At 66.5% G+C, this 20583-nt stretch carries 19 protein-coding genes; 10 read left to right on the top strand and 9 right to left on the bottom strand.

Features of this window, described 5'->3' with window-relative positions; translation table 11 throughout:
- Positions 1-101: 101 nt before the first annotated feature.
- The gene (locus AvAM_RS04250; RefSeq protein ID WP_137745909.1) at positions 102-986 is read right to left on the bottom strand and encodes a LysR family transcriptional regulator; all 885 of its coding nucleotides are present in this window, start codon (positions 984-986) and stop codon (positions 102-104) included.
- A 132-nt stretch (positions 987-1118) separates the two neighbouring features.
- Here AvAM_RS04250 and AvAM_RS04245 point away from each other — a divergent pair, with 132 nt between their 5' ends.
- Positions 1119-1721, top strand: a complete 603-nt coding sequence (locus AvAM_RS04245; RefSeq protein ID WP_137745908.1) for a short chain dehydrogenase — start codon at positions 1119-1121, stop codon at positions 1719-1721.
- Between the two features lie 97 nt (positions 1722-1818).
- On the opposite strand, the gene AvAM_RS04240 is transcribed toward AvAM_RS04245, so the two are convergent.
- The 5 genes from AvAM_RS04240 to AvAM_RS04220 form a co-directional block, all read right to left on the bottom strand.
- Positions 1819-2832: a tripartite tricarboxylate transporter substrate binding protein gene (locus AvAM_RS04240; RefSeq protein ID WP_137745907.1), complete on the bottom strand. Its 1014-nt coding sequence runs from the start codon at positions 2830-2832 to the stop codon at positions 1819-1821.
- Positions 2833-2978: 146 nt separating this feature from the next.
- Positions 2979-3722, bottom strand: a complete 744-nt coding sequence (locus AvAM_RS04235; RefSeq protein WP_137745906.1) for an SDR family NAD(P)-dependent oxidoreductase — start codon at positions 3720-3722, stop codon at positions 2979-2981.
- Entirely contained in the window at positions 3719-4927 is a 1209-nt protein-coding gene (pcaF, locus tag AvAM_RS04230; RefSeq protein WP_137745905.1) for a 3-oxoadipyl-CoA thiolase, read from the bottom strand. Before pcaF ends, AvAM_RS04235 begins: the two co-directional genes overlap by 4 nt.
- A gap of 43 nt (positions 4928-4970) precedes the next feature.
- Complete coding sequence (locus AvAM_RS04225; RefSeq protein ID WP_137745904.1) at positions 4971-5633, bottom strand: 3-oxoacid CoA-transferase subunit B; 663 nt, start codon at positions 5631-5633, stop codon at positions 4971-4973.
- Positions 5634-5662: 29 nt separating this feature from the next.
- Positions 5663-6364 (bottom strand): 3-oxoacid CoA-transferase subunit A, encoded by a 702-nt coding sequence (locus AvAM_RS04220; protein ID WP_137745903.1) that lies wholly within the window; start codon positions 6362-6364, stop codon positions 5663-5665.
- Positions 6365-6457: 93 nt separating this feature from the next.
- Here AvAM_RS04220 and AvAM_RS04215 point away from each other — a divergent pair, with 93 nt between their 5' ends.
- The gene (locus AvAM_RS04215) at positions 6458-7258 is read left to right on the top strand and encodes an IclR family transcriptional regulator C-terminal domain-containing protein (RefSeq protein WP_137745902.1); all 801 of its coding nucleotides are present in this window, start codon (positions 6458-6460) and stop codon (positions 7256-7258) included.
- A 168-nt stretch (positions 7259-7426) separates the two neighbouring features.
- On the opposite strand, the gene AvAM_RS04210 is transcribed toward AvAM_RS04215, so the two are convergent.
- The gene (locus tag AvAM_RS04210; RefSeq protein ID WP_015015527.1) at positions 7427-7648 is read right to left on the bottom strand and encodes a hypothetical protein; all 222 of its coding nucleotides are present in this window, start codon (positions 7646-7648) and stop codon (positions 7427-7429) included.
- Between the two features lie 227 nt (positions 7649-7875).
- Here AvAM_RS04210 and AvAM_RS04205 point away from each other — a divergent pair, with 227 nt between their 5' ends.
- Positions 7876-8310: a DUF1841 family protein gene (locus tag AvAM_RS04205; RefSeq protein WP_137745901.1), complete on the top strand. Its 435-nt coding sequence runs from the start codon at positions 7876-7878 to the stop codon at positions 8308-8310.
- A 218-nt stretch (positions 8311-8528) separates the two neighbouring features.
- Complete coding sequence (locus AvAM_RS04200; protein WP_137745900.1) at positions 8529-8837, top strand: hypothetical protein; 309 nt, start codon at positions 8529-8531, stop codon at positions 8835-8837.
- Positions 8838-8899: 62 nt separating this feature from the next.
- On the opposite strand, the gene AvAM_RS04195 is transcribed toward AvAM_RS04200, so the two are convergent.
- Positions 8900-10162 carry a putative Na+/H+ antiporter gene (locus AvAM_RS04195; RefSeq protein WP_249367931.1) on the bottom strand — a complete coding sequence of 421 codons (1263 nt, stop codon included), beginning with the start codon at positions 10160-10162 and terminating at the stop codon, positions 8900-8902.
- Positions 10163-10409: 247 nt separating this feature from the next.
- Positions 10410-11072: a cytochrome c gene (locus tag AvAM_RS04190; RefSeq protein WP_137745898.1), complete on the bottom strand. Its 663-nt coding sequence runs from the start codon at positions 11070-11072 to the stop codon at positions 10410-10412.
- 106 nt (positions 11073-11178) lie between these two features.
- Here AvAM_RS04190 and AvAM_RS04185 point away from each other — a divergent pair, with 106 nt between their 5' ends.
- The 6 genes from AvAM_RS04185 to AvAM_RS04160 all read left to right on the top strand — a co-directional run bounded on the left by AvAM_RS04185 (position 11179) and on the right by AvAM_RS04160 (position 20565).
- Positions 11179-12033 carry a MoxR family ATPase gene (locus AvAM_RS04185; protein ID WP_063458900.1) on the top strand — a complete coding sequence of 285 codons (855 nt, stop codon included), beginning with the start codon at positions 11179-11181 and terminating at the stop codon, positions 12031-12033.
- Positions 12034-12050: 17 nt separating this feature from the next.
- Positions 12051-12287 (top strand): hypothetical protein, encoded by a 237-nt coding sequence (locus AvAM_RS04180; RefSeq protein ID WP_137745897.1) that lies wholly within the window; start codon positions 12051-12053, stop codon positions 12285-12287.
- Between the two features lie 22 nt (positions 12288-12309).
- Positions 12310-12909: a GNAT family N-acetyltransferase gene (locus AvAM_RS04175; protein WP_137745896.1), complete on the top strand. Its 600-nt coding sequence runs from the start codon at positions 12310-12312 to the stop codon at positions 12907-12909.
- Positions 12910-12930: 21 nt separating this feature from the next.
- Positions 12931-14118, top strand: coding sequence for a VWA domain-containing protein (locus AvAM_RS04170; RefSeq protein ID WP_137745895.1), 1188 nt, complete (start codon positions 12931-12933; stop codon positions 14116-14118).
- Positions 14119-14254: 136 nt separating this feature from the next.
- Positions 14255-16192, top strand: coding sequence for an autotransporter assembly complex family protein (locus tag AvAM_RS04165; RefSeq protein WP_137745894.1), 1938 nt, complete (start codon positions 14255-14257; stop codon positions 16190-16192).
- Positions 16193-16206: 14 nt separating this feature from the next.
- Positions 16207-20565, top strand: coding sequence for a translocation/assembly module TamB domain-containing protein (locus AvAM_RS04160; RefSeq protein WP_171012132.1), 4359 nt, complete (start codon positions 16207-16209; stop codon positions 20563-20565).
- Positions 20566-20583 lie beyond the last annotated feature (18 nt).

The following is a 20583-nucleotide window of genomic DNA, read 5'->3' as shown; positions in this document are numbered from 1 at the left end:
TGTGACCATCCTTGTGGCTCTCACTATTGCACTGGGATGGTACGTGGCTTCTCACTGAAAGCGTCCGGCGCCCAGCACCCGACACGCGCATGCGGTCGAGCCTACTCCCCCAGCGCGCCCACCACATGCTCCACAAACCGCGCCAGCTTGGGCAGTTGCCGCCGGTCGGGCGCATACACCAGATGCACCGGGCGCGGCACGGGCAGGCAGTGCTGCATCACCGGCATCAGCGTGCCGCTAGCCAGGTCGTCGGCCAATAGCACTTCGGGCTGCATGATGAGGCCCAGGCCGCGCAGCGCCGCCTGGCGCAGGCCATCGCCCTGGTTGCACACAAAGCGCGCGTTCTCAGGCCAGAAGAACTCCTCCTTGCCGTCGCGCAGCGTCCATTCCACCCGGCGCTGCCACACCGAGTGGCTCAGGCACTGGTGGCGCGCCAGGTCGGCCGCGCGCCTGGGCGTGCCGTGGCGCTGCAGGTACTCGGGTGCTGCGGCAATCACCATGCGGTAGGGGCGCAGCGGGCGCGCCACCAGGCCCTCGTTCACCACCTGGCCAATGCGCACGGCCACGTCAAAGCCCTCGCCTGCCAGGTCCACCACGCTGTCGGTCAGCTGCAGGTCCACACGCACCTGGTCATGCCGCTGCAGAAAGTCAGCCACCAGCGGCGCGATCACGTGGTTGCCCAGCGTGAAGGGCGCGCTGACCCGCAGCAGGCCCTGGGGCACGGCGCGGCTGCGCTCCACGGCCGATTCGGCCCAGCGCACCTGCTCCAGCACGCGTTTGCTGTCTTCGTAGAACGCGGCGCCCACCTCGGTCAGGCTGTTCTGGCGGGTGCTGCGCTGGAACAGGCGGGCGCCCAGGTGGGCTTCCAGCTGCTGGATGTGTTTGCCCACCATCACGGCAGAGATCTGCAGCTGGCGCGCAGCGGCGGCAAAGCTGCCCGCCTCCACCACCGCCACCATGACTTCCATGTTGCGCAGCTTGTCCATGGCAACCCCCTCAATTACTAATCAATAGTTAATTCAAGCATAACTTGCAGACACTTTATGCATTGATTGATTAGCAAAAGAATCAGGCTGTCAGTTCCTCATCAACCCCTTTTGACACCCAAGGAAAACACCATGTCCAAGATTCTTCTCATCGGCGCCAGCGGCACCATCGGCCAGGCCGTACTGGCCAACCTGGGCGCACGCCACGACGTGATCACCGTGGGCCGCAGCAGCGGCATGCACCACGCGGACTTTTCGCAGCCGGGCTCGGTCGCCCAACTGTTCGAGGCGGTGGGCAAGGTGGATGCCATCGTGAGCACGGCGGGCAATCTGCACTTTGGCCCGCTGGCAGAGATGACGGCCGAGCAGTTCAACATCGGCCTGCAAGACAAGCTGCTGGGCCAGGTGCAACTGGCGCTGGTGGGCCAGAAATACTTGAACGATGGCGGCTCCATCACGCTGATCAGCGGCGTGCTTTCCATCGAGCCCATACGCAACGGCGCCAGCGCCACGGCGGTGAACGCGGCCATCGAAGGTTTTGTGGCCGCCGCAGCCATCGAGCTGCCGCGCAGCCTGCGCATCAACGCCATCAGCCCCACGGTGCTGACCGAGTCCATGGGCAGCTACGGGCCGTTCTTCCCGGGGTTCGAGCCAGTGCCCGCTGCGCGCGTGGCGCTGGCCTACCAGCGCAGCGTGGAAGGTGCGCAGACGGGGCGTGTGTACCGGGTGCAGTGAGCCCGGCTGCCTGATATAAAACAAAAATAGCTGCTACCGCCTGTAGTACATGCGGTAGCAGCTATCAAATTGGTAGCTGCAAAAGTCTCAGTAGCGCTTAGTCCAGGCTCGCCCCAGATTCCTTCACAACCTTGCCCCACTTGACCGACTCGGCCTGGATGAAGGCGGCAAACTGCTCGGGCGTTTCGCTGTAGGTTTCAGCGCCCTGTTCGTTGATCTTCTTCTTCACGTCGGCCTGGTTCAGCACCTTGACCAGTGCGCTGTTGAGTTTGGCCAGCACCGGCGCAGGCGTGCCCGCGGGTGCAAACATGCCAAACCACGACGTGGCTTCATAGCCGGGCACGCCGGCTTCTGCGATGGTGGGCACGTTGGGCAGCTCGGGCGAGCGCTTGGCGGTGGTCACGGCAATGGGCACCAGCTTGCCGCTGCGCACATGCTGGATGGCCGAGGGCATGTTGTCGAACATGATGCCGATCTGGTTGCCCAGCAGGTCGGTCACGGCCGGGGCACTGCCCTTATAGGGCACGTGCACCATGTCCACCTTGGCGAGGCTCTTGAACAGCTCGCCCGACAGGTGGATGGAGCTGCCGTTGCCCGACGAGCCAAAGTTGACCTTGCCGGGGTTGGCCTTGGCGTAGGCGATCAGTTCCTTCACCGTCTTGTAGGGCTGGGCGGGGTTGGCCACCAGCAGGTTGGGCACATTGGCCACGCGCGTGAGCGGCGCGAAGTCCTTGATGGGGTCAAACGGCATCTTCTTGTACAGGCTGGCGTTGATGGCATGGGTGCCCACCGTGCCCATGAACAGGGTGTAGCCGTCTGCCGGAGCCTTGGCCGCCATAGCGCCGCCGATGTTGCCGCCCGCGCCCGCGCGGTTGTCCACGATGACCGACTGGCCCAGCTCGGTGGTCAGCCCCTGGCCAATGATGCGGGCCAGGATGTCGGTGGTGCCGCCGGCCGCAAAGGGCACGACGATGGTGACGGGCTTGCTCGGGTAGGCCTGGGCCATTGCAGCGCTGCTGCCCAGCAGGCCAGCACCTGCGATAGCGGCAATGCCCGCGCAGGCAGCGGCCGACAGCGCGAAGCGGCGGGTGGTGTGGATGGAACGGGTCATGGTTTGTCTCCTTCAAGAAGGTGGATGAAAGGGGTCTCACGGACGCGACATCCGGCCGCGCCGTGGCCTCAACCGGGCGCCGAGGCCTCCGGGCGAGAACAGAGGTGCGCCCCTTGCAGGGCGGCAGGGAAGATCAGTTCAGGTGGCTAAACAGGCGCCACTCCCAGCGTGGTGCCGCCGCACACGTACAACACCTGCCCGGTCACGAAACCGTTGTCGGGCGAGAGAAAAAACAGCGCCGCGCGCGCTACGTCGTCGGGCGTGCCCATGCGGCCCACGGCGATGCTGCTGAGGATGCGCTGCGTCTGCGGCGCTCCGTCGGGGTTGCTCTGGCGGAAAAGTTCGGTGGCGATGGGCCCGGGGCCGATGGCGTTGACCGTGATGCCGTCACGCCCCAGCTCCATCGCCAGCGTGCGCGTCATGCCGATCATTCCAGCCTTGGTGGCCGAATACACGATGCGCTCACCTTTGCCCAGAGCGGCACGCGAGGACATGTTGACGATGCGGCCCTGGCCGCTGGCACGCAGCGTGGGCAGAAAGGCCTGCACCAGCAGCATGGGCGCCCGCAGGTGCAGGCCCACCACGTCGTCGAGCTGCGCGGTGGTGGCGGTGTCGATGGTGCCGGGGCGCGTGGCGCCCGCGTTGTTCACCAGCGCCGTGACGTTGTGCTTGGCAGCAATCTCGGCCGCGCGTTCGCGGGTCGATGCCTCATTGGTCAGGTCGCCCTGGTACGAGGTGAGTTGCGGGTGGCTCCAGGTGGGCAGCATGTAGTCCAGGTTGACCACGGCGTGGCCCTGGGCCAGCACGGCTTCGGCAATCGCGCGGCCGATGCCGTTGCTGGCACCGGTGATGACAGTGACCGGCGTGGGGTTGCGCTCGATCACGGTCACACGCGCTCCAGGATGATGGCGATGCCCTGGCCCACGCCGATGCACATGGTGCACAGCGCGTACTGGCCCGCGTGTTCATGCAGGCGGTTGACGGCGGTGGTGACCAGGCGCGCGCCGCTGGCGCCCAGCGGGTGGCCCAGTGCAATGGCGCCGCCCCAGGCGTTCACCCGCGCGTCGTCATCCTTGATACCCAGGGCGCGCAACACGGCCAGGCCTTGCGCGGCAAAGGCTTCGTTCAACTCGATCACATCCATGTGGTCGATGGTCAGGCCCGTCTGCGCCAGCACCTTCAGCGTCGCGGGCGTGGGGCCAAAGCCCATGATGCGCGGCGCCACACCGGCCACGGCCATGCCCACCACGCGGGCGCGGGGCTTGAGGCCGTATTTGGCGGCGTTGGCTTCATCAGCCAGCAGCAGCGCGCAGGCGCCGTCGTTCACACCCGATGCGTTGCCCGCCGTCACCGTGCCATCGGGCCGCACCACGCCCTTGAGCTTGGCCAGCGCTTCCAGGCTGGTCTCGCGCGGGTGTTCGTCCTGGCTCACGATGATGGCGTCGCCCTTCTTTTGCGGGATGTGCACCGGCACGATCTCTCGCGCCAGGTGGCCAGCCTTGATGGCAGCCACCGCGTTGAGCTGGCTGCGCAGGGCCATCTGGTCCTGGGCTTCGCGCTCGATCTTGAAGTCGGTCGCCACGTTCTCGGCGGTTTCGGGCATGGAGTCCACGCCGTACTTTTCTTTCATCAGCTTGTTGATGAAGCGCCAGCCGATGGTGGTGTCGTACACCGCGTTGTTGCGGCTGAAGGCGCTGTCGGCCTTGGGCATGACGAAGGGCGCGCGGCTCATGCTTTCCACGCCGCCCGCGATCATCAGGCCCGCCTCGCCCGCCTTGATGGCGCGCGCTGCGGTGCCCACGGCGTCGAGTCCCGAGCCGCACAGGCGATTGATCGTGGCGCCGGGCACGTCGATGGGCAGGCCTGCGAGCAGACTGGCCATGTGGGCCACGTTGCGGTTGTCTTCACCGGCCTGGTTGGCGCAGCCGTAGAGCACGTCGGTCACGGCCGCCCAGTCCACACCGGGGTTGCGGTCCATCAGCGCCTTGATGGGGATGGCGCCCAGGTCGTCGGTGCGCACGCTGGACAAGGCGCCGCCGTAGCGGCCGAAGGGGGTGCGGATCGCGTCGCAGATGAAGGCTTGGCGGGTCGTCATGGTTTTTGTCTCCTCGGTTCTCGGGTGGGTTGGATAGGTTCGGTCAGGCCGCCGTGGTCTGCGGGGCCCGGATGGGCAGGCCCACCAGTTGCTCCAGCTCCGCCAGCGACAGGCCGGGCACGGTGTCGATGAGCTGCAGCCCGGTGGGCGTGCAGGCCAGTGTGCACAGATCGGTGTAGATACGCTTCACGCACGCGACACCGGTGAGCGGGTAGCTGCATTGCGTGACGATCTTGCTCGCGCCCTGCTTGGTCAGCAGGTCCATCATCACCCAGGTTTGCTTGGCGCCAATGGCCAGGTCCATCGCCCCGCCCACGGCGGGGATGGCGCCGGGCTCACCCGTGCTCCAGTTGGCCAGGTCGCCCGTGGCCGACACCTGGAACGCGCCCAGCACGCAAATGTCCAGGTGGCCGCCGCGCATCATCGCGAAGCTGTCGGCGTGGTGGAAGTACGCGCCGCCGGGCAGCAACGTCACGGGCTGCTTGCCCGCGTTGATGAGGTCGTAATCCTCCAGTCCCGCAGCGGGCGCCGGGCCCATGCCCAGAATGCCGTTTTCGCTTTGCAGGATGACCTCGCGACCCTCGGGGATGTGGTTGGCGACCAAGGTCGGCTGGCCGATGCCCAGGTTGACGTAGGCGCCGTCGTGGATGTCTTGCGCCACACGCTGGGCCAACTCGTCTTTACTACGCTTTTGATAGCTACTCACGCTTACTCCTCAGGCGGTAGGTGCCAATTTCATGCTGATTTCTTGAACCCACCCGCCTGGGTAGCGGTGCGCGCGATCCTTACCACATGGCTCACGTAGATGCCGGGGGTGACGATGGCCTCGGGGTCCAGCGTGCCCAGCTCCACCACTTCGTGCACGGTGGCAATCGTGGTCTTGGCAGCAGTGGCCATCACCGGGCCAAAGTTGCGCGCCGACATGCGGTAGGTGAGGTTGCCCCAGCGGTCGCCCTTCTCGGCCTTGATCAGGGCCACGTCACCGTGGATGGGGTATTCAAGCACGTAGTGTTTGCCATTGATCTCACGCGTCTCCTTACCGGCGGCCAGCTCCGTGCCATGCGCCGTAGGGCAGAAGAAGGCGCCGATGCCCGCGCCCGCAGCGCGCAGGCGCTCGGCCAGATTGCCCTGGGGCACGAGTTCGAGTTCGAGCTTGCCACTGCGGTACAGCTCATCGAACACATAACTATCGACCTGGCGCGGAAAGCTGCAGATGATCTTGCGCACCTGCCCGGCCTTGAGCAGCGCGGCCAGGCCCTGGTCGGCATTGCCAGCGTTGTTGTTGACCACGGTGAGGTCCCGCGCACCCTGGGCGATGAGGCCGTCGATCAGCTCGCCCGGAATCCCGGCCGTGCCGAAGCCTCCTATCAACACCGTGGCACCATCCTTCACCCCCGCAAGGGCCTGGGCCACCGAGTCCGCCAGTTTGTTGATCATTGCAACGCTTTCTAGGTTTGCTTGTGTTGTCTCTCTGAAATTTGTTCGCATAAAGAACAAATGTTCGCTTAAAGAATTATAGTTGGCATACGTATGAATTCCCAAACCCCTGAAGCCAAAGACCCCAAACCGAGCGACAGCTATGTGCAGTCGTTCGCGCGCGGGCTGGAGGTGATCCGCTCGTTCAGCGCGGCCACACCGCAGCAAACCTTGAGTGAAGTCGCCGCGCAGACGGGCCTAACCCGCGCAGGCGCGCGCCGGATCCTGCTCACGCTGCAGACGCTGGGCTATGTGGAGACGGACGGCAAGCTGTTTCGCCTGAGCCCGCGCATCCTGGACCTGGGGTTTGCATACCTGTCCTCGCTGCCCATCTGGAACCTGGCCGAGCCGGTGATGGAAGACCTCGTGGAAGAGGTGCGCGAGTCGTCATCGGCCGCCGTGCTCGACGGCCTGGACATCGTCTATGTGCTGCGCGTGCCCACGCACAAGATCATGCGCACCACGCTGGGCGTGGGCTCGCGCCTGCCCGCGTGCTGGACCTCCATGGGCCGCATGCTGCTGGCCGGGCTGCCGGACGACGAACTGCAGGCCCGACTGGAGGGCCACCCCATGCAGCGCTTTACGGCGAACACCACCACGGATATGGAGGCGCTGCTGGCGCACATCCGTCAGGCACGGCAACAAGGCTGGTGTCTGGTGAACCAGGAGCTGGAAGAGGGATTGATTTCGATTGCTGCGCCGCTGACCAACCGCACAGGGCAGACGGTGGCGGCGCTCAACATCAGCGGTCAGGCCAATCGCACGAGTGCGGCCATGATGCAGGAGAGCCTGCTGCCCGCACTGCTGAGCGCGGCACGGACCATCTCGCGCATGATGGGGGCGCCGAGGGGATAGGCGCCTTTGGGTGAGCGGAAGATCCCCAAAGGGAGTTGGGGGTCACCCATCGCGACGAGCGCCTGAAACGCCTGAAACTGAAGCTCCAGCGCTCGTCTTACGTGGATAGGGCAAGGGCCGGAGCCTCAACCCCAGCAGCTCGCCGCGACGGGTGAACGGTGGGCGACCTCAGTTCTTGCGAAAGCCCAGCACCAGCACCACGCCACCCAGCACCATCGCGCCCAGGCTCATCCACTGCGGAATGTTGACGGACTCTTTTTCCTTCACGGTGAGCTCTAGTGGCCCCAGCTTGGCCTGGGTGGTGTCCTTGGTAAAGCTGAAGCCACCGGTCAAAAATCCGGCCAAGCCCAGCACCAGCAGCAGCACACCCACAATTCGCATTGCCTTCATGACAGTTCTCCCAACATGCCGGGTTTTGAGGACTGCAACAAAGGGGACCCGGCTCCCTGCCTTTGCGCCAGCCCAATGTAGGTGCGGGAACCCGCCGCCCGCGTAGGACGCCGCCCCGGCGCCCTGTAGCGCGCGGGCGCGACCCGCACCGCACCGCACCGCACCGCCCTGCCCTCACAGCCCCTGCGCGTGCCAGGCCCTTGCCCTGCGTGCTACCCTCACGCTCCATGTTCAGCCCCTCCCAAGCCGATGTGCGCCGCTTTCTGTGCGGCGTGCACGCCAAGACCCAGAGCGGCGCCCCCATGGAAGCCATCGAAACTTTGGCCAGCCTGTGGATCGCCGAGCACCCCGAATACCACGCCGACCTGTCGGATGCCGACGCCGCCGTGGCGCGCAACTACGACGAAACACCGGACCAGACCAATCCGTTTTTGCACCTGTCGATGCACCTGTCGATCAGCGAACAGTGCAGCATCGACCAGCCCCGTGGCATCCGCCAGGCGGTCGAGTTGCTGACAGCACGCCTCGACTCGCTGCACGACGCACACCACGCCGCCATGGACTGCCTGGGCGAGATGCTGTGGGAGAGCCAGCGCTCCGGCAGACCGCCGGATGGCAACGCCTACATTGCCGCCGTGCAACGCCGCGCCACGCGTGACTGAACTGCCGCGGTCAATTCGCTAGAGGCAACCAATGCCCGCCCTCAGATCGCACCAACCGACAGCCCATGCTTCACTACCTGCTTCATGCATCCACGGTCCCATGGCAAGACCAATTGCTGTACGCAGGTCTCATTCTTCTGGCCATTGCCTTGGTTTTTGGGGGCTTTTGGTGGCGCAGATGTGCGGCACGCCCCCGACAAGGCGACTTTGCGGCCTTGGTGGAAAAGCACAACATCGCGCAGGCACTGGCTGCGCAGGCCGATGGCCCACTCAAAGATGCGGCAGACGCCTGGCAACAAACTCAACACACCATGGAGCAGGTCAAGTCCGGCGTGGAACGGTCCATTGCCTTGATCTTGGCGCTGCTCTCCGGCCTTCTGTGCGCGATCAGCGCGTCTGCGGTGATCAGCGATGTCTCGCACTTTCCAGCGGTGGATTGGAGCCTGTTTGCCTTCTACGCGGGGCTCGGTGGTGTGTGCGCCTGGTTCACCCACGTGCAATGGCGAAGTTTTCGCGGGCAGAGATAGACGTGCACCTTAGGCCCCTTGCCATGCTTCGCCGCCAGGCAGCCCAGCGTTGTTCCTTGCACCTATAACACCCGAAACGCAATCACCGCCACCAGCGTAGGCGGCAAGGCCCCCAGCAGCAGGCCCAGCGGGTTGATGACGCCGTCCGAAAACTTCTCCTTCAAGATGGATGCCCCAGCCGGGTTGGGCGCATTGGCAATCACCGTCAGGCCACCCCCCGTGACGGCGCCCGCCACCAAGGCCACCTTGAACTCGTCGCTCAGGCCTTCGACCAGCGAGCCCAGGTAGGTCAGCGCAGCGTTGTCGGTGAACGCGGTAAGCACCGCCGCCCCAAAGAACACGGCGTTGGCGTCCATCTTCATGAGCACGGGCTGCAGCCACCATTGCTGCAGGCCGCCCAGCACCACCAAGCCAGCTAGGAAGAACGCCACCAGCAGCGCTTCGCGCAAGATCAGCGGGCTTTGGTAGCGCTGGTAAGCGGTGGTGAACCCCATGAAGAACAGGAACAGGCCCAGAAACACGGCCGGATGGTGAGCAAACACCACCACCAACACCAGGAAGGCAAGGTGCACGCCCGTCACGGTCCACGGCACGGGGAACTCGGAAGCAGGGATCTTGCGGCCCATGTGGCCCAGCTGGTTACGGAAGATCAGCATCGCGATGGCCGCATTGATGAGCACGGCCACCGCTGCCTTCCAGCCAAAGTGGGACAGCATGAACCAGATGTCCCAGTTCCACTTGGCAGCCACCATCAGCACGGGTGGCGCCGCAAAGGAAGTGAGCGTTCCACCAATGGAGATGTTCACGAACAGCACACCGATGGTCGAATACTTGAGCCGACTGGAGATGGGGTGAGAGAACAGCGTGTCCCGCAGCATCAGCGCGGCCAGCGTCATCGCCGCCGGTTCGGTGATGAACGACCCGAGCAGCGGCACGAACGCCAGGACCACAAAGTACATGGCCATGCCGCGCTGCACCGGCAACAAGGCGGCAATCGCCCGGACGAGCACCCCAGACAGTTCCAGGATGGGCCGGGTGGCGGCTATCACCATGATCGCGAACACGAACAGCGGTTCGGTGAAATTGCGAGAGTCCAGGTAGGCGGTGGCCTCCTGCTTGCCGCTGATGGAGAACATGAACAGCATGAGCACCATCGCCCAAAAGCCGAAGACGACCTCTACCTCGCCCAGCAGATGCCAGATGCCCGCATGCCGAGGCTGCGTGTGCGCAAGGTGCTCGAAGTACTTGGTGGAGAAGGTGTGAAGAATGGCCAGGCCGAACAGGACGGCACCAACCACCTGGATCAAGGTGGGGGAGGTGTTCATGGGTCGCAGAAAAGCCGCGCGGCGGCCCGACCAGCGCATGAACCTGCCGAATCACCATGACTGCGACACCCGCGTCCATTGTATGAAAACCCGCTAAAACCCCTTGTAGGCGCAGGGCGCGTTCGGGAGCGTTCAGGGATGCGGCGCAGACCCGTAAACCGATAGCGGAGGTATTAGCCTCAGCCAGCAGCCCCATGAAAAAAGCCCGCCAAGGCGGGCTTTCAGGGGTGTGAGCCGGGTGACCGGATCAGCGGAAGCGCGACTGGGGCACCACGTGCAGGTCGCCGTCAACGCTGCTGATGTAGTTGGCCAAGGCCTTCAACTCAGTGTTGGTGAACTGCTTGGCCACGCCACCCATGATGGCGTTGTTGCGGCCCACGCTGGCATTCTTCTCCACCTTGTAAGACTTGAGCGCCACAAAGAGGTAGTCAGCGTGCTGGCCCGCGATCTTGGGGTAGGAAGGATCGATGGGCTTGGCGAAGTTGTCACCGTGGCAGGACACGCACGCGCCCTTCTTGAGCAGCTCGGCTACTTGCACGCTGGGTTCGCGCGATGACTTGGCGGGCAGCTCGGCGCCGGTCTTGCCGTGTTGTTCGTAATAGGCCGACACATCGGCGATGTCTTTTTCAGACAGCGACTCGGCGATGCCGCGCATGGTGGGGTGCTTGCGCTCACCCTTTTGGTAAGCGACCAGCGCTGCCGCAATGTACTTGGCGCTTTGGCCCGAGATCATGGGCACCTTGTGCACTTCGGGGAAGCTGGCCTGGTAGCCCGGGATGCCATGGCAGCCGATGCACATGGCGATCTTTTGCTTGCCTGCTTCCACGTCGCCTTTGGCTTCCTGGGCATGGGAGATAGCGGTCACGGAAGCGACAGCCAGGGCAAATAGCGTGGTCAGCGTTTTGTTCATTTTGCGCGCACAATCTCGTGGAAGTTCAGCTCTGGGCTCTGATCAGCCGTTGATTATAGCCAGCGCCCTGTCAAGCCCATTCATCAACGATCCGGTGTTTTCCCCCATGAAATTCCAAGGCTCTCAGAACTACGTCGCCACCCAAGACCTGATGCTGGCCGTGAACGCTGCCATCACGCTGCAACGGCCGCTGCTGATCAAGGGCGAGCCCGGCACGGGCAAGACGATGCTGGCCGAGGAAGTGGCGCAGGCGCTCGATATGCCTCTGTTGCAATGGCACATCAAGTCCACCACCAAGGCCCAGCAGGGCCTGTATGAATACGACGCGGTGAGCCGCCTGCGCGACAGCCAGCTCAATGATGGCGACAGCGCCGAGCGCGTGAAGAACATCCGCAACTACATCGTGCAGGGCGTGCTGTGGCAGGCCTTCACGGCCGACCGCCCTGTGGCGCTGTTGATCGACGAGATCGACAAGGCCGACATCGAGTTCCCGAACGACCTGCTGCGCGAAATCGACCGCATGGAGTTCTACTGCTACGAGACGCGCGAACTCATCAAGGCCAAGCACCGCCCGCTGGTGTTCATCACGTCGAACAACGAGAAGGAGTTGCCCGACGCCTTCCTGCGCCGCTGCTTCTTTCACTTCATCAAGTTCCCCGAAGCCGACACCATGCGGCAGATCATCAACGTGCACTTTCCTACGCTCAAAAGCGAACTGCTCAGCGTGGCGATGAAGACGTTCTATGACGTGCGCAACCTGCCGGGCCTGAAAAAGAAACCATCGACCAGCGAACTGATCGACTGGCTCAAGCTGCTGGTGGCCGAAGACATCCCCCTCACCGCCCTGCAAAGCGCCGACAACAAGGTGGCCGTGCCGCCGCTGGTGGGCGCGCTGCTGAAGAACGAGCAGGACGTGAGCCTGTTTGAGAAGCTGGTGTTCATGAACCAGCGCAACCGCTGATTTCGGACGGCCCGCCCATGACCGCCCCCAATCCCCCCTCCCTCGCGGACGGCATCTCCGACGCGGTCGGATTTGTCGGAGGCGCGCTGGCCGGTTTCTGGCTGGGCCAATGGCTGGGCATGGACATCTTTGCCCCCGGCTATGGCACCTCGGCCCTGATTGGCATTGCCCTGGTCGGCCTGGGCGGTGGCCTGGGCCTGCATGCAGCCAAACGCTGGCAGGCCAGTCGCCGCAGCAAGTCCTCCAAAAGCTGACGAAGCGCCCGGAACAAGACCCATGGCCTTTGTAGAACCCATCACCCTGCGCGACCGCGGAGTGCGCCTAGAGCCCCTGGCCCTGGCGCACGAAGAAGGCCTGCGTTTGGCAGCTGCCGACGGCGAGCTGTGGAAGCTGCGCGTGACCTCAGTGCCCGAGCCGCAGGACACCCGCGCCTACATCGAAACCGCCCTGAAGGGCCGCGAAGAAGGCCACCGCTTTGCGTTTGCCGTGGTCGATGACGCCACCAGCAAGGTGCTGGGCTGCACCAGCTTCCACGACATCCTGCCTGCCGTGAAACGGGTCGAGATTGGCTACACCTGGTACTGCCAGAGCGCGCAGCGCAGCCATGTCAACACCACCTGCAAACTACTGCTGTTGCAGCACGCCTTCGACACCCTGGGCTGCAACGTGGTGGGCTGGCGCACCGACAACTACAACTTCGCCTCGCAAAAGGCCATCGAGCGCCTGGGCGCCAAAAAAGATGGCGTGATCCGTGGCCATGCGCTGCGCCGCGACGGCACCATCCGCGACACAGTGATGTACAGCATGCGCGCGGGCGAGTGGCCCGAGGCGCGCGCGCAGTTGCTATACCTTTTGGAGCGCAACAAGCCCGTCTGACGAGCGCAAGGAGCCAAAAACATGCTGATCGACTTCTTCTACACCCTGCGCTCGGCCAAGTTGCCCGTGTCGGTCAAGGAATACCTCACCCTGCTCAAAGCCCTGCAGGCCGGTGTGGTGGGCCCCAAGTCGGACGACGCCTGGAGCCTGGACGACTTCTACACCCTCTCGCGCCTCACGCTGGTCAAGGACGAGAAGCACTTCGACAAATTCGACCGGGCCTTCGGCGCCTATTTCAAGGGCGTGGAGATGGTGGCCGACTTCACCAAGGAGATCCCGGCCGACTGGCTGCGCAAGATCCTGGAGAACGAACTCACGCCCGAGCAAAAAGCCGCCATCGAGAAGATGGGCTGGGACGAGCTGATGGAGACGCTGAAAAAACGCCTCGAAGAACAGAAGGAACGTCACGAGGGCGGCAGCAAGTGGATCGGCACGGGCGGCACCAGCCCGTTTGGTCACGGAGGCTACAACCCACAGGGCGTGCGCATTGGCGGCGCGGGCAAGAACAAAAGCGCCGTGAAGGTGTGGGAGCAGCGCGCCTACAAGGATTACGACGACCAGCAGGAGCTGGGCACGCGCAACATCAAGGTGGCGCTGCGCCGCCTGCGCAAGTTCGCGCGCGAAGGACATGAGCTGGAACTGGACCTGCCCGACACCATCCGCAGCACGGCAGCCAATGCGGGCTACCTGGACATCAAGATGGTGCCCGAGCGTCACAACAACGTGAAGGTGCTGCTGCTGATGGACGTGGGCGGCACCATGGACGAACACATCCAGCGCGTGGAAGAGCTGTTCAGTGCCGTGAAGACGGAGTTCAAGCACCTGGAGTTCTACTACTTCCACAACTGCGTCTATGACTTCATGTGGAAGAACAACCGCCGCCGCTTTGCCGAGAAGTTCCCGACCTGGGACATCATCCGCAAGTACAACCGCGACTACAAACTGATTTTTGTGGGCGATGCGACCATGAGTCCGTACGAAATCCTGCAGCCCGGCGGCAGCGTGGAATACAACAATGAGGAAGCCGGGGCCGAGTGGATCCAGCGCCTCACACACGCCTTCCCCAAACACGCGTGGATCAACCCCGAGCCCCAGGGCGTGTGGCAGTACCGCCAAAGCATCAGCATCATCCAGCAGCTGATCGGCAACCGCATGTACCCGCTGTCTCTCAAGGGGCTGGAAGAGACCATGCGGCTGCTGTCGAAGTAAGCCGAGCGGCTGGTACGGCACTGAGAAACCATTGCGCGCCGCTGTCTGACACGGACGGGCCGTTTTTCAGTGCATAGTGGCGGCGGGCGGGCTTTTGTCAGCCCGCCATCGTCGTCCACCCCCTTCCTTTGCTGCCGTGCCTTTTCGCGTTCTGCGCCCCTCTGCCAATTCTCCAACGCCGGCCCCGTGGCCGGCGTTGCTGCTTATCGGCGCGCTGTGCCTGCCTGGGTGCAGCCTGCTGCCGCGCGCTGAGAAAGGAGATGACAACCAGGAAGCCTCCACCGCAGCCATTGCCAAGTCCGCCACACCCGCATTCGACCTGCGGGTGCGCGCCCCGGCCACCGTACAGGACACCCTGGAGCGCCACCTGGAGCTGCAGCGCTTTCGCCACCTGCCCGACCTGCACGCCAACGAACTGCAGCGCCTGCTGGGCGCCACCGACGCCAACGCCCGCGAGCTGCTGGGCACGATGGGCTACTTTGCGCCCACCATCACCGTGGAGCTGACCGAAACCCCGGACAGCCCTACCGCACCGCGCGCCGTGGTCGTCACCGTGAAGCCCGGGCCACAGACCCATGTGGCCAGCGCAGACATCGTTTTCAGCCCCGACAGCACGGCTGCCACCGAAACCGACAACCGCGCCCCGGACGCCAGCGCCCGCCAACAGCAGCGCGTGCAGCGCAACTGGTCGCTGACGCCGGGCCAGCCCTTCACCCAGTCTGCCTGGGACACGGCCAAGAACGACGGCCTGCGCCAGCTGCAGGCCCGCCGCCACCCCACGGCGCGCATCGCCAACAGCCGCGCCGAGATCGATGCGGACAAGCACGAAGCCAAGCTCAGCGTGAGCTACGACCCCGGCCCCGCCTACCGCTTCGGACCTCTGCGTGTGGAGGGCAGCCAGCGCTATGACCCCGATGGCGCGCGGCGCCTGGCCCGCCTGCCCACTGGCGCGGTGTACGACGAGGCCGAAATGCTGGATGCCCAGCTGCGGCTGGCCAACAGTGGCTACTACGACGCAGTGTTCCTCACGCTCGACACCGAGGGCACCGACCCGCAGGCCGCCCCCGTGGTGGCCCAGGTGCGCGAGGCCAAGGTGCAAAAGCTGGTGTTCGGGCCCGGCTTCTCGACCGACAGCGGCGCGCGCCTGTCGCTGGAACACATCCACAACCAGATGCCCGGCCTGGGCTGGCGTGCCGTGAGCAAACTCGCTCTGGACCGCGAGACCCAGCAAGCCAGCAGCGAATGGACCGACCTGCCCGACAACAACGGCTGGCGCTGGTTTGCTGGTGGCGAGCTGCAGCGTGAAGCCACCGGCGACTACGACGTGAACAGCAGCCGCCTGCGCACGGGCCGCAGCAAAAGCACCCGGAACATCGACCGCAACTACTTCCTGCAGTACGACTACGCCAACAGCCAGGGGCTTGCCGCCAACGCGCAGTCGCCCTCCGACACCAGCACGGCCCTGAGCCTGAACTACGGCTGGACAGGCCGGTACTTCAACAGCCTCACTGCGCCCACACGGGGCCACGGTGTGGCGGTGGAGCTGGGCCTGGGCACCACGCTGCGGCCCGAGCGCGATCCGTTTGTGCGCAGCCGGGTGCGCTGGCAGTCCTTCGTGCCCGCCGGGCGTGTGACGGACGCCTCCGGCACAGGTCGCAACGCCCGGATCGCCCTGCGGGCCGAGGCGGGTGCCGTGCTCGCCCGCGAGAGCGCACAGATCCCCGTGACGCAGCTGTTCATCACGGGGGGGGACACCACCGTGCGTGGCTATGGCTATCGCAGCATCGGTGCGCGCACCGACAACGGCCAGCTCTACGGCGGCCGGTACCTGGCCGTGGGCAGCGTGGAATGGCAGCGCCCCATCGTCTACAACGGTGCCATGACCGACTGGGAAAGCACCTTGTTTGTGGATGCAGGCGCCGTGGCCGACAAGGTGGGCGACCTGAGCCCGCGCGTGGGCGTGGGCGCCGGGGTACGCTGGCGCAGCCCCGTGGGGCCGCTGCAGGCCGACCTGGCCTACGGCATCAAGACCCAGGAACTGCGGCTGCACCTGCGGCTGGGGTTCAGCTTCTGAGGCCCGCAACCTCCATGCCACCCAGCCCCACCCCGCCGCGCGCCCACCCCTCCGACTTCAGTGCTGGAGCCTCCTCGCCCACCCAGGCCTCGGCACCACGCCAGGCACACCGGGCTTTGCGCACGCTCGGCGGGTGGCTGGTGGCCATGGCCGCGCTGTTGATCGTCACCATGGCAGCGCTGTGGTGGTGGGCAGGCAGCAGCACCTCGTTGGCATGGGTCATTGCGCGTGCAGCGCAGTACCTGCCCGCAGACCAGCAACTGGAAAGCCGCGAAGTCACCGGGACGCTGCGCGGCGGCGGGCGCATTGGCTGGCTGCGCTGGAACAGCCCCAGCCTGTCGGTCGAAATGACCGACCTGCGCCTGGGCTGGCAGCTGGCGCCCTTGCTCCAACGCCGCCTGGCGCTGGGCGAAGTGCATGCCGCGCGTGTGCAGATCACGCCGCTGGGGGGGCCACCCCGCACGGAGCCACCTGCGCCACCAACCCAGCTGGTGCTGCCCCTCCAGATCAGTCTGCCGTTTGGCGTGGACCAACTGCAATGGGCGGGTGCCCCGGCCGTTGAAGCGCGGGGCCTGGCCGGTGACTACCACTTTGACGGGCGTGAGCACCGCCTGAACATCGGCGGTGTAGAGCTGGCCCAGGGCCGCTACAGCGCCCGGCTGGCGCTGCAGGCCCAGCCTCCCATGGCGCTGAATGCCACGGTGGACGGCACGGTGCACACCGCTGTGCCCGGCAGCGCCACCGCACTGGAGGTGGGCGCACACGCCACACTGCAGGGCACGCTGGCCACAGCGGCGGCACAGCTGCAACTGCAGGCGCAGATCCGCCCCACAGCCACACAAGCGCAACCAGCCACCCCGGCCGCACCGCCACCCGCACGCGCCACAGAACCCATGCAGGCCGAGGTACAGGCCACGCTAGCGCCCTGGTCCCCGCAGCCCCTGCAGTCGGCCCAGGCCACGCTGCGCGCCGTCAACCTCGCAGCCCTGTGGCCCCAGGCACCGGCCACCCAGCTGGATGGCACCGTGCAGGCTGGGCCCAGCGCGGGCACCGCCACCGGCGGCACCGGCTGGGCCATGCAGGCACAGCTGCGCAACGCACTGGCGGGCCCGTGGGATCAGGCCCGACTGCCCCTCACCGCCTTGCAGGCCGATGCGAAGTACGACGGCACCCGCTGGACGGTGCCCGGCGCCACGTTGAACGCAGGCACAGGCACCGTCACCCTGCAGGGCCACTACACGCCCGCCACAGGCGCGCTAGAAGGCCAGGCCGCGCTGCGCAATCTGCGCCCCGATGCGCTGCACACCGCCTGGGCCGCCGCCTCGCTGGCAGGCCGGGTGGATGCGCAGATGCAGGGCGAGGCCGTGCGTTTCTCGACGGACATCCGCGCCACCGGCCCCGCTGCTGCCACCCCAGGCACAACGCCGCCCAAGCGCGCCCCGCTGCTGCGCATCAACACGCTCACAGCCCAAGGCAGCTGGCAACCCGCATCGGCCACACAGCCTGGCGGCCGCTTGCAACTGGAGCGCCTGTTGCTGGACGCTTTGCAAGCCCGCATTGAAGCCACCCAGTTGCGTGTGGCCCCTGGCGATCTGTCGGGCCAAGGCCTGCTCACGCTGGCGGTGCCGGGCGCCACTGCCCGTGCGCAGGGCAGCATCGCGCCACAGACCGGCGCAGGCGACCTGCAGATGCAATGGACCGATGTGGGCCAGACCCAGCGCTGGCTGGCCAGCCTGCCGCTGGTGGGCGCCCCCCTGCAACAGGCCCTGCAAGGCGCGACGGCCCAGGGCGCCGCGCAGCTGAGCGCCAGCTGGAAAGGGGGCTGGCACACGCTGGCCCGGCAACTGGACTCCGCCGCCAGCGCCCCTACAAACCCCAACCCAAACACCGACACCCGCCGCGCAGGCAGCGCACCGCCGCCGGGCCAAGCCCCCTTCGAGCTGCAAGCCACCCTCTCCACCCCCCAACTGGACCTGTCCCTGCCCCCCGGCCAAAGCGCGGCCGGTGGCGCCACCGCCGTGCAGCTGCGCGCCCTCAAGGCCGACCTCTCTGGCACCCTGGCGCAGGCCACGCTGGCACTGGAGGGCGAAGCCCGCCTGAATGCATCCCAGGCCCGGCAAATGCAGCGGCTGGCCTTGCACACCCGGGCCACCGGCGGGCTGATCCCGCCCACGCAAGGCACACCAGGCGCACCCGGCGCACAGGTGCAGATCAGCGAGCTGCGGCTGGTAGCGCAAGACGCCACACGCCCCGGTCCCTGGGCGCTGCAGCTGGCCGAACCGCTGTCGCTGACCGCCCGCACTACCCGCAGCGCGGGCTCGGCTGCTGCGGGCTACACCGTGCAAGCCTCAGCGGGCCAGGCCCGCATCACCGGCCCCTTGCCCGGCACTGCGGTACTGCGCTGGCAACCCGTGCGTGCAGCCACAGGCGCAGCCCCGCTGCAGCTGCAGACCCAGGGCACGTTGCAGGGCCTGCCCATGGCCTGGGTCGATGCCCTGGGCCTCGGCGACACCCCGGCCGCTGCAGGCCGCCCTGCCCAGCCGCTGCTTGCCCGCATGGGGCTGGCCACCAGCATCCTGCTCGACGGGCAATGGGATGTGGACACCACCCAGGGCCCGCTGCGCGCGCGCGCCAGCCTGCGCCGCGCCAGTGGCGACCTGCGCATCCTGGCAGGCGACGCCACCGCCATCACCGCCGTGCAAAGCAGCGGCCAGGGCACAGGTGCGGGCGCCACCACGGCGATTGCCGCCGAGGCCTCGGCGGGCGCCGCACCAGGCCCAGGGCCAGGCACTGCCGCAGGCGTGCGCCAGGCCGAGGTCTCTATCGACATCGAAGGCGAAGCCCTGCGCGCCCAGCTCGCCTGGGCCAGCGACCGGGCGGGCGAAGTGCAGGCCAGCGTCAGCACCCGCCTTGCACCTGTCGCCCCGCCGGGATCAGCCCCCACCTGGGCCGCCGACGCACCGCTGGCAGGCACCTTGCGCGCGCGCCTGCCCGACGTGGGCGTGTGGTCGGCCCTGGCGCCGCCCGGCTGGCGTGTGCGCGGCACGCTGGACGCCAGCGCCACCCTGTCGGGCACGCGCAATGCGCCGCGCTGGGCGGGCACGCTGGGCGCCGACGACATGGCGGTGCGCTCCGTGGTCGATGGGGTGGACCTGCAAGGCGGCCGCCTGCGCGCCACGCTGCAGGGCAACCAGCTCACCATCACCGAGTTCCGCCTGCAAGGCGGGCGTGGCAGCGGCGCACGCATCGCAGGCTTCAGCGGCAACCGCACCGCCGCACCGCAGGACGGCGGCACGCTCATCGCCACAGGGCGCGTGGGCTGGGGGGACAGCGCCACCGCCACATCCAACGGCATGTCCGGCATCACCATGGCCCTGCAGGCCGAGGCCAAGGCCCTGCAGGTGCTGGTGCGCGCCGACCGGCAGGTCAGCGTGTCGGGACAGTTGCAGGCGCAACTGCAGCAGGGCCAGATCAGCCTGCGCGGCCAGCTCACCACCGACCGCGCCACCATCATCCTGCCCGACGAAACCGCGCCCAGCCTGGGCTCCGACGTGGTCGTGCGCTCGGCAGCGAAGGACCGCGAAGACCAGGCCAGGGCCCAGGCCGCAGCCCGCGCCAGCCAGGTCGCCGCGCAGGCCGAAACCGCCAAGCCACCCGACATCGCCATCACCCTCAACCTGGGGCGTGACTTTGCGCTCAGCGGCCACGGCATCACCACGCGGCTCACGGGCGAAGTGGACATCCGCAGCAGCGCCGTGCCCGGCGCCCCACCGCGTGTGACGGGCGAGGTGCGCACTGAAGAAGGCCGCTACCGCGCCTGGGGCCAGATGCTGGACGTGGAAACCGGCCTCATCCGCTTCAACGGCCCCTACAACAACCCCTCGCTCGACATCCTCGCGCTGCGCCCCAACATCAGCGTGCGGGCGGGCGTCCAGGTCACGGGCAGCGCGCAGGCGCCGCGCGTCAAGCTCTACTCCGACCCCGACCTGCCCGACGCCGAAAAACTCTCGTGGGTGGTGCTGGGCCGCAACGCCGCCGCAGGCGGCGCCGAAGCCGCCGTGCTGCAGCAAGCCGCCCTGGCACTGCTGGGCCGCAAGGGAGGCAACAACACCGGCGCCGGCAACATCGCCAGCCGCGTGGGGCTGGACGAAATCGGCTTTCGCAGCGCCACCCCGGGCGACGACGCCAGCACCGCCGCCCTCACTTTCGGCAAGCGCCTGTCCAAGGATTTGTACGTGACCTACGAGCGCAGCCTGTCTGGCACGCTGGGCACGCTCTACATCTTCTACGACCTCTCGCGCCGCCTCACGCTGCGCGGACAGACCGGCGAGAAAAGCGCAGTGGACATCATCTACACGGTGAAGTACGACTAGCGCTTGGCGGGGAAAGAG

The organism is Acidovorax sp. NB1 (assembly GCF_005405905.1).
Classification (GTDB): Bacteria; Pseudomonadota; Gammaproteobacteria; order Burkholderiales; family Burkholderiaceae_C; genus Acidovorax.
The sequence above is the reverse complement of the archived record's forward strand: the minus strand, read 5'-3'. Positions and strand labels throughout refer to the sequence as shown.

Coding starts and splice junctions, on each gene's coding strand:
- AvAM_RS04250 (WP_137745909.1), bottom strand. CDS start 986: ATGGACAAGCTGCGCAACATGGAAGTCATGGTGGCGGTGGTGGAGGCG.
- AvAM_RS04245 (WP_137745908.1), top strand. CDS start 1,119: ATGTCCAAGATTCTTCTCATCGGCGCCAGCGGCACCATCGGCCAGGCC.
- AvAM_RS04240 (WP_137745907.1), bottom strand. CDS start 2,832: ATGACCCGTTCCATCCACACCACCCGCCGCTTCGCGCTGTCGGCCGCT.
- pcaF (WP_137745905.1), bottom strand. CDS start 4,927: ATGACGACCCGCCAAGCCTTCATCTGCGACGCGATCCGCACCCCCTTC.
- AvAM_RS04220 (WP_137745903.1), bottom strand. CDS start 6,364: ATGATCAACAAACTGGCGGACTCGGTGGCCCAGGCCCTTGCGGGGGTG.
- AvAM_RS04215 (WP_137745902.1), top strand. CDS start 6,458: ATGAATTCCCAAACCCCTGAAGCCAAAGACCCCAAACCGAGCGACAGC.
- AvAM_RS04210 (WP_015015527.1), bottom strand. CDS start 7,648: ATGAAGGCAATGCGAATTGTGGGTGTGCTGCTGCTGGTGCTGGGCTTG.
- AvAM_RS04205 (WP_137745901.1), top strand. CDS start 7,876: ATGTTCAGCCCCTCCCAAGCCGATGTGCGCCGCTTTCTGTGCGGCGTG.
- AvAM_RS04195 (WP_249367931.1), bottom strand. CDS start 10,162: ATGAACACCTCCCCCACCTTGATCCAGGTGGTTGGTGCCGTCCTGTTC.
- AvAM_RS04190 (WP_137745898.1), bottom strand. CDS start 11,072: ATGAACAAAACGCTGACCACGCTATTTGCCCTGGCTGTCGCTTCCGTG.
- AvAM_RS04185 (WP_063458900.1), top strand. CDS start 11,179: ATGAAATTCCAAGGCTCTCAGAACTACGTCGCCACCCAAGACCTGATG.
- AvAM_RS04180 (WP_137745897.1), top strand. CDS start 12,051: ATGACCGCCCCCAATCCCCCCTCCCTCGCGGACGGCATCTCCGACGCG.
- AvAM_RS04175 (WP_137745896.1), top strand. CDS start 12,310: ATGGCCTTTGTAGAACCCATCACCCTGCGCGACCGCGGAGTGCGCCTA.
- AvAM_RS04170 (WP_137745895.1), top strand. CDS start 12,931: ATGCTGATCGACTTCTTCTACACCCTGCGCTCGGCCAAGTTGCCCGTG.
- AvAM_RS04160 (WP_171012132.1), top strand. CDS start 16,207: ATGCCACCCAGCCCCACCCCGCCGCGCGCCCACCCCTCCGACTTCAGT.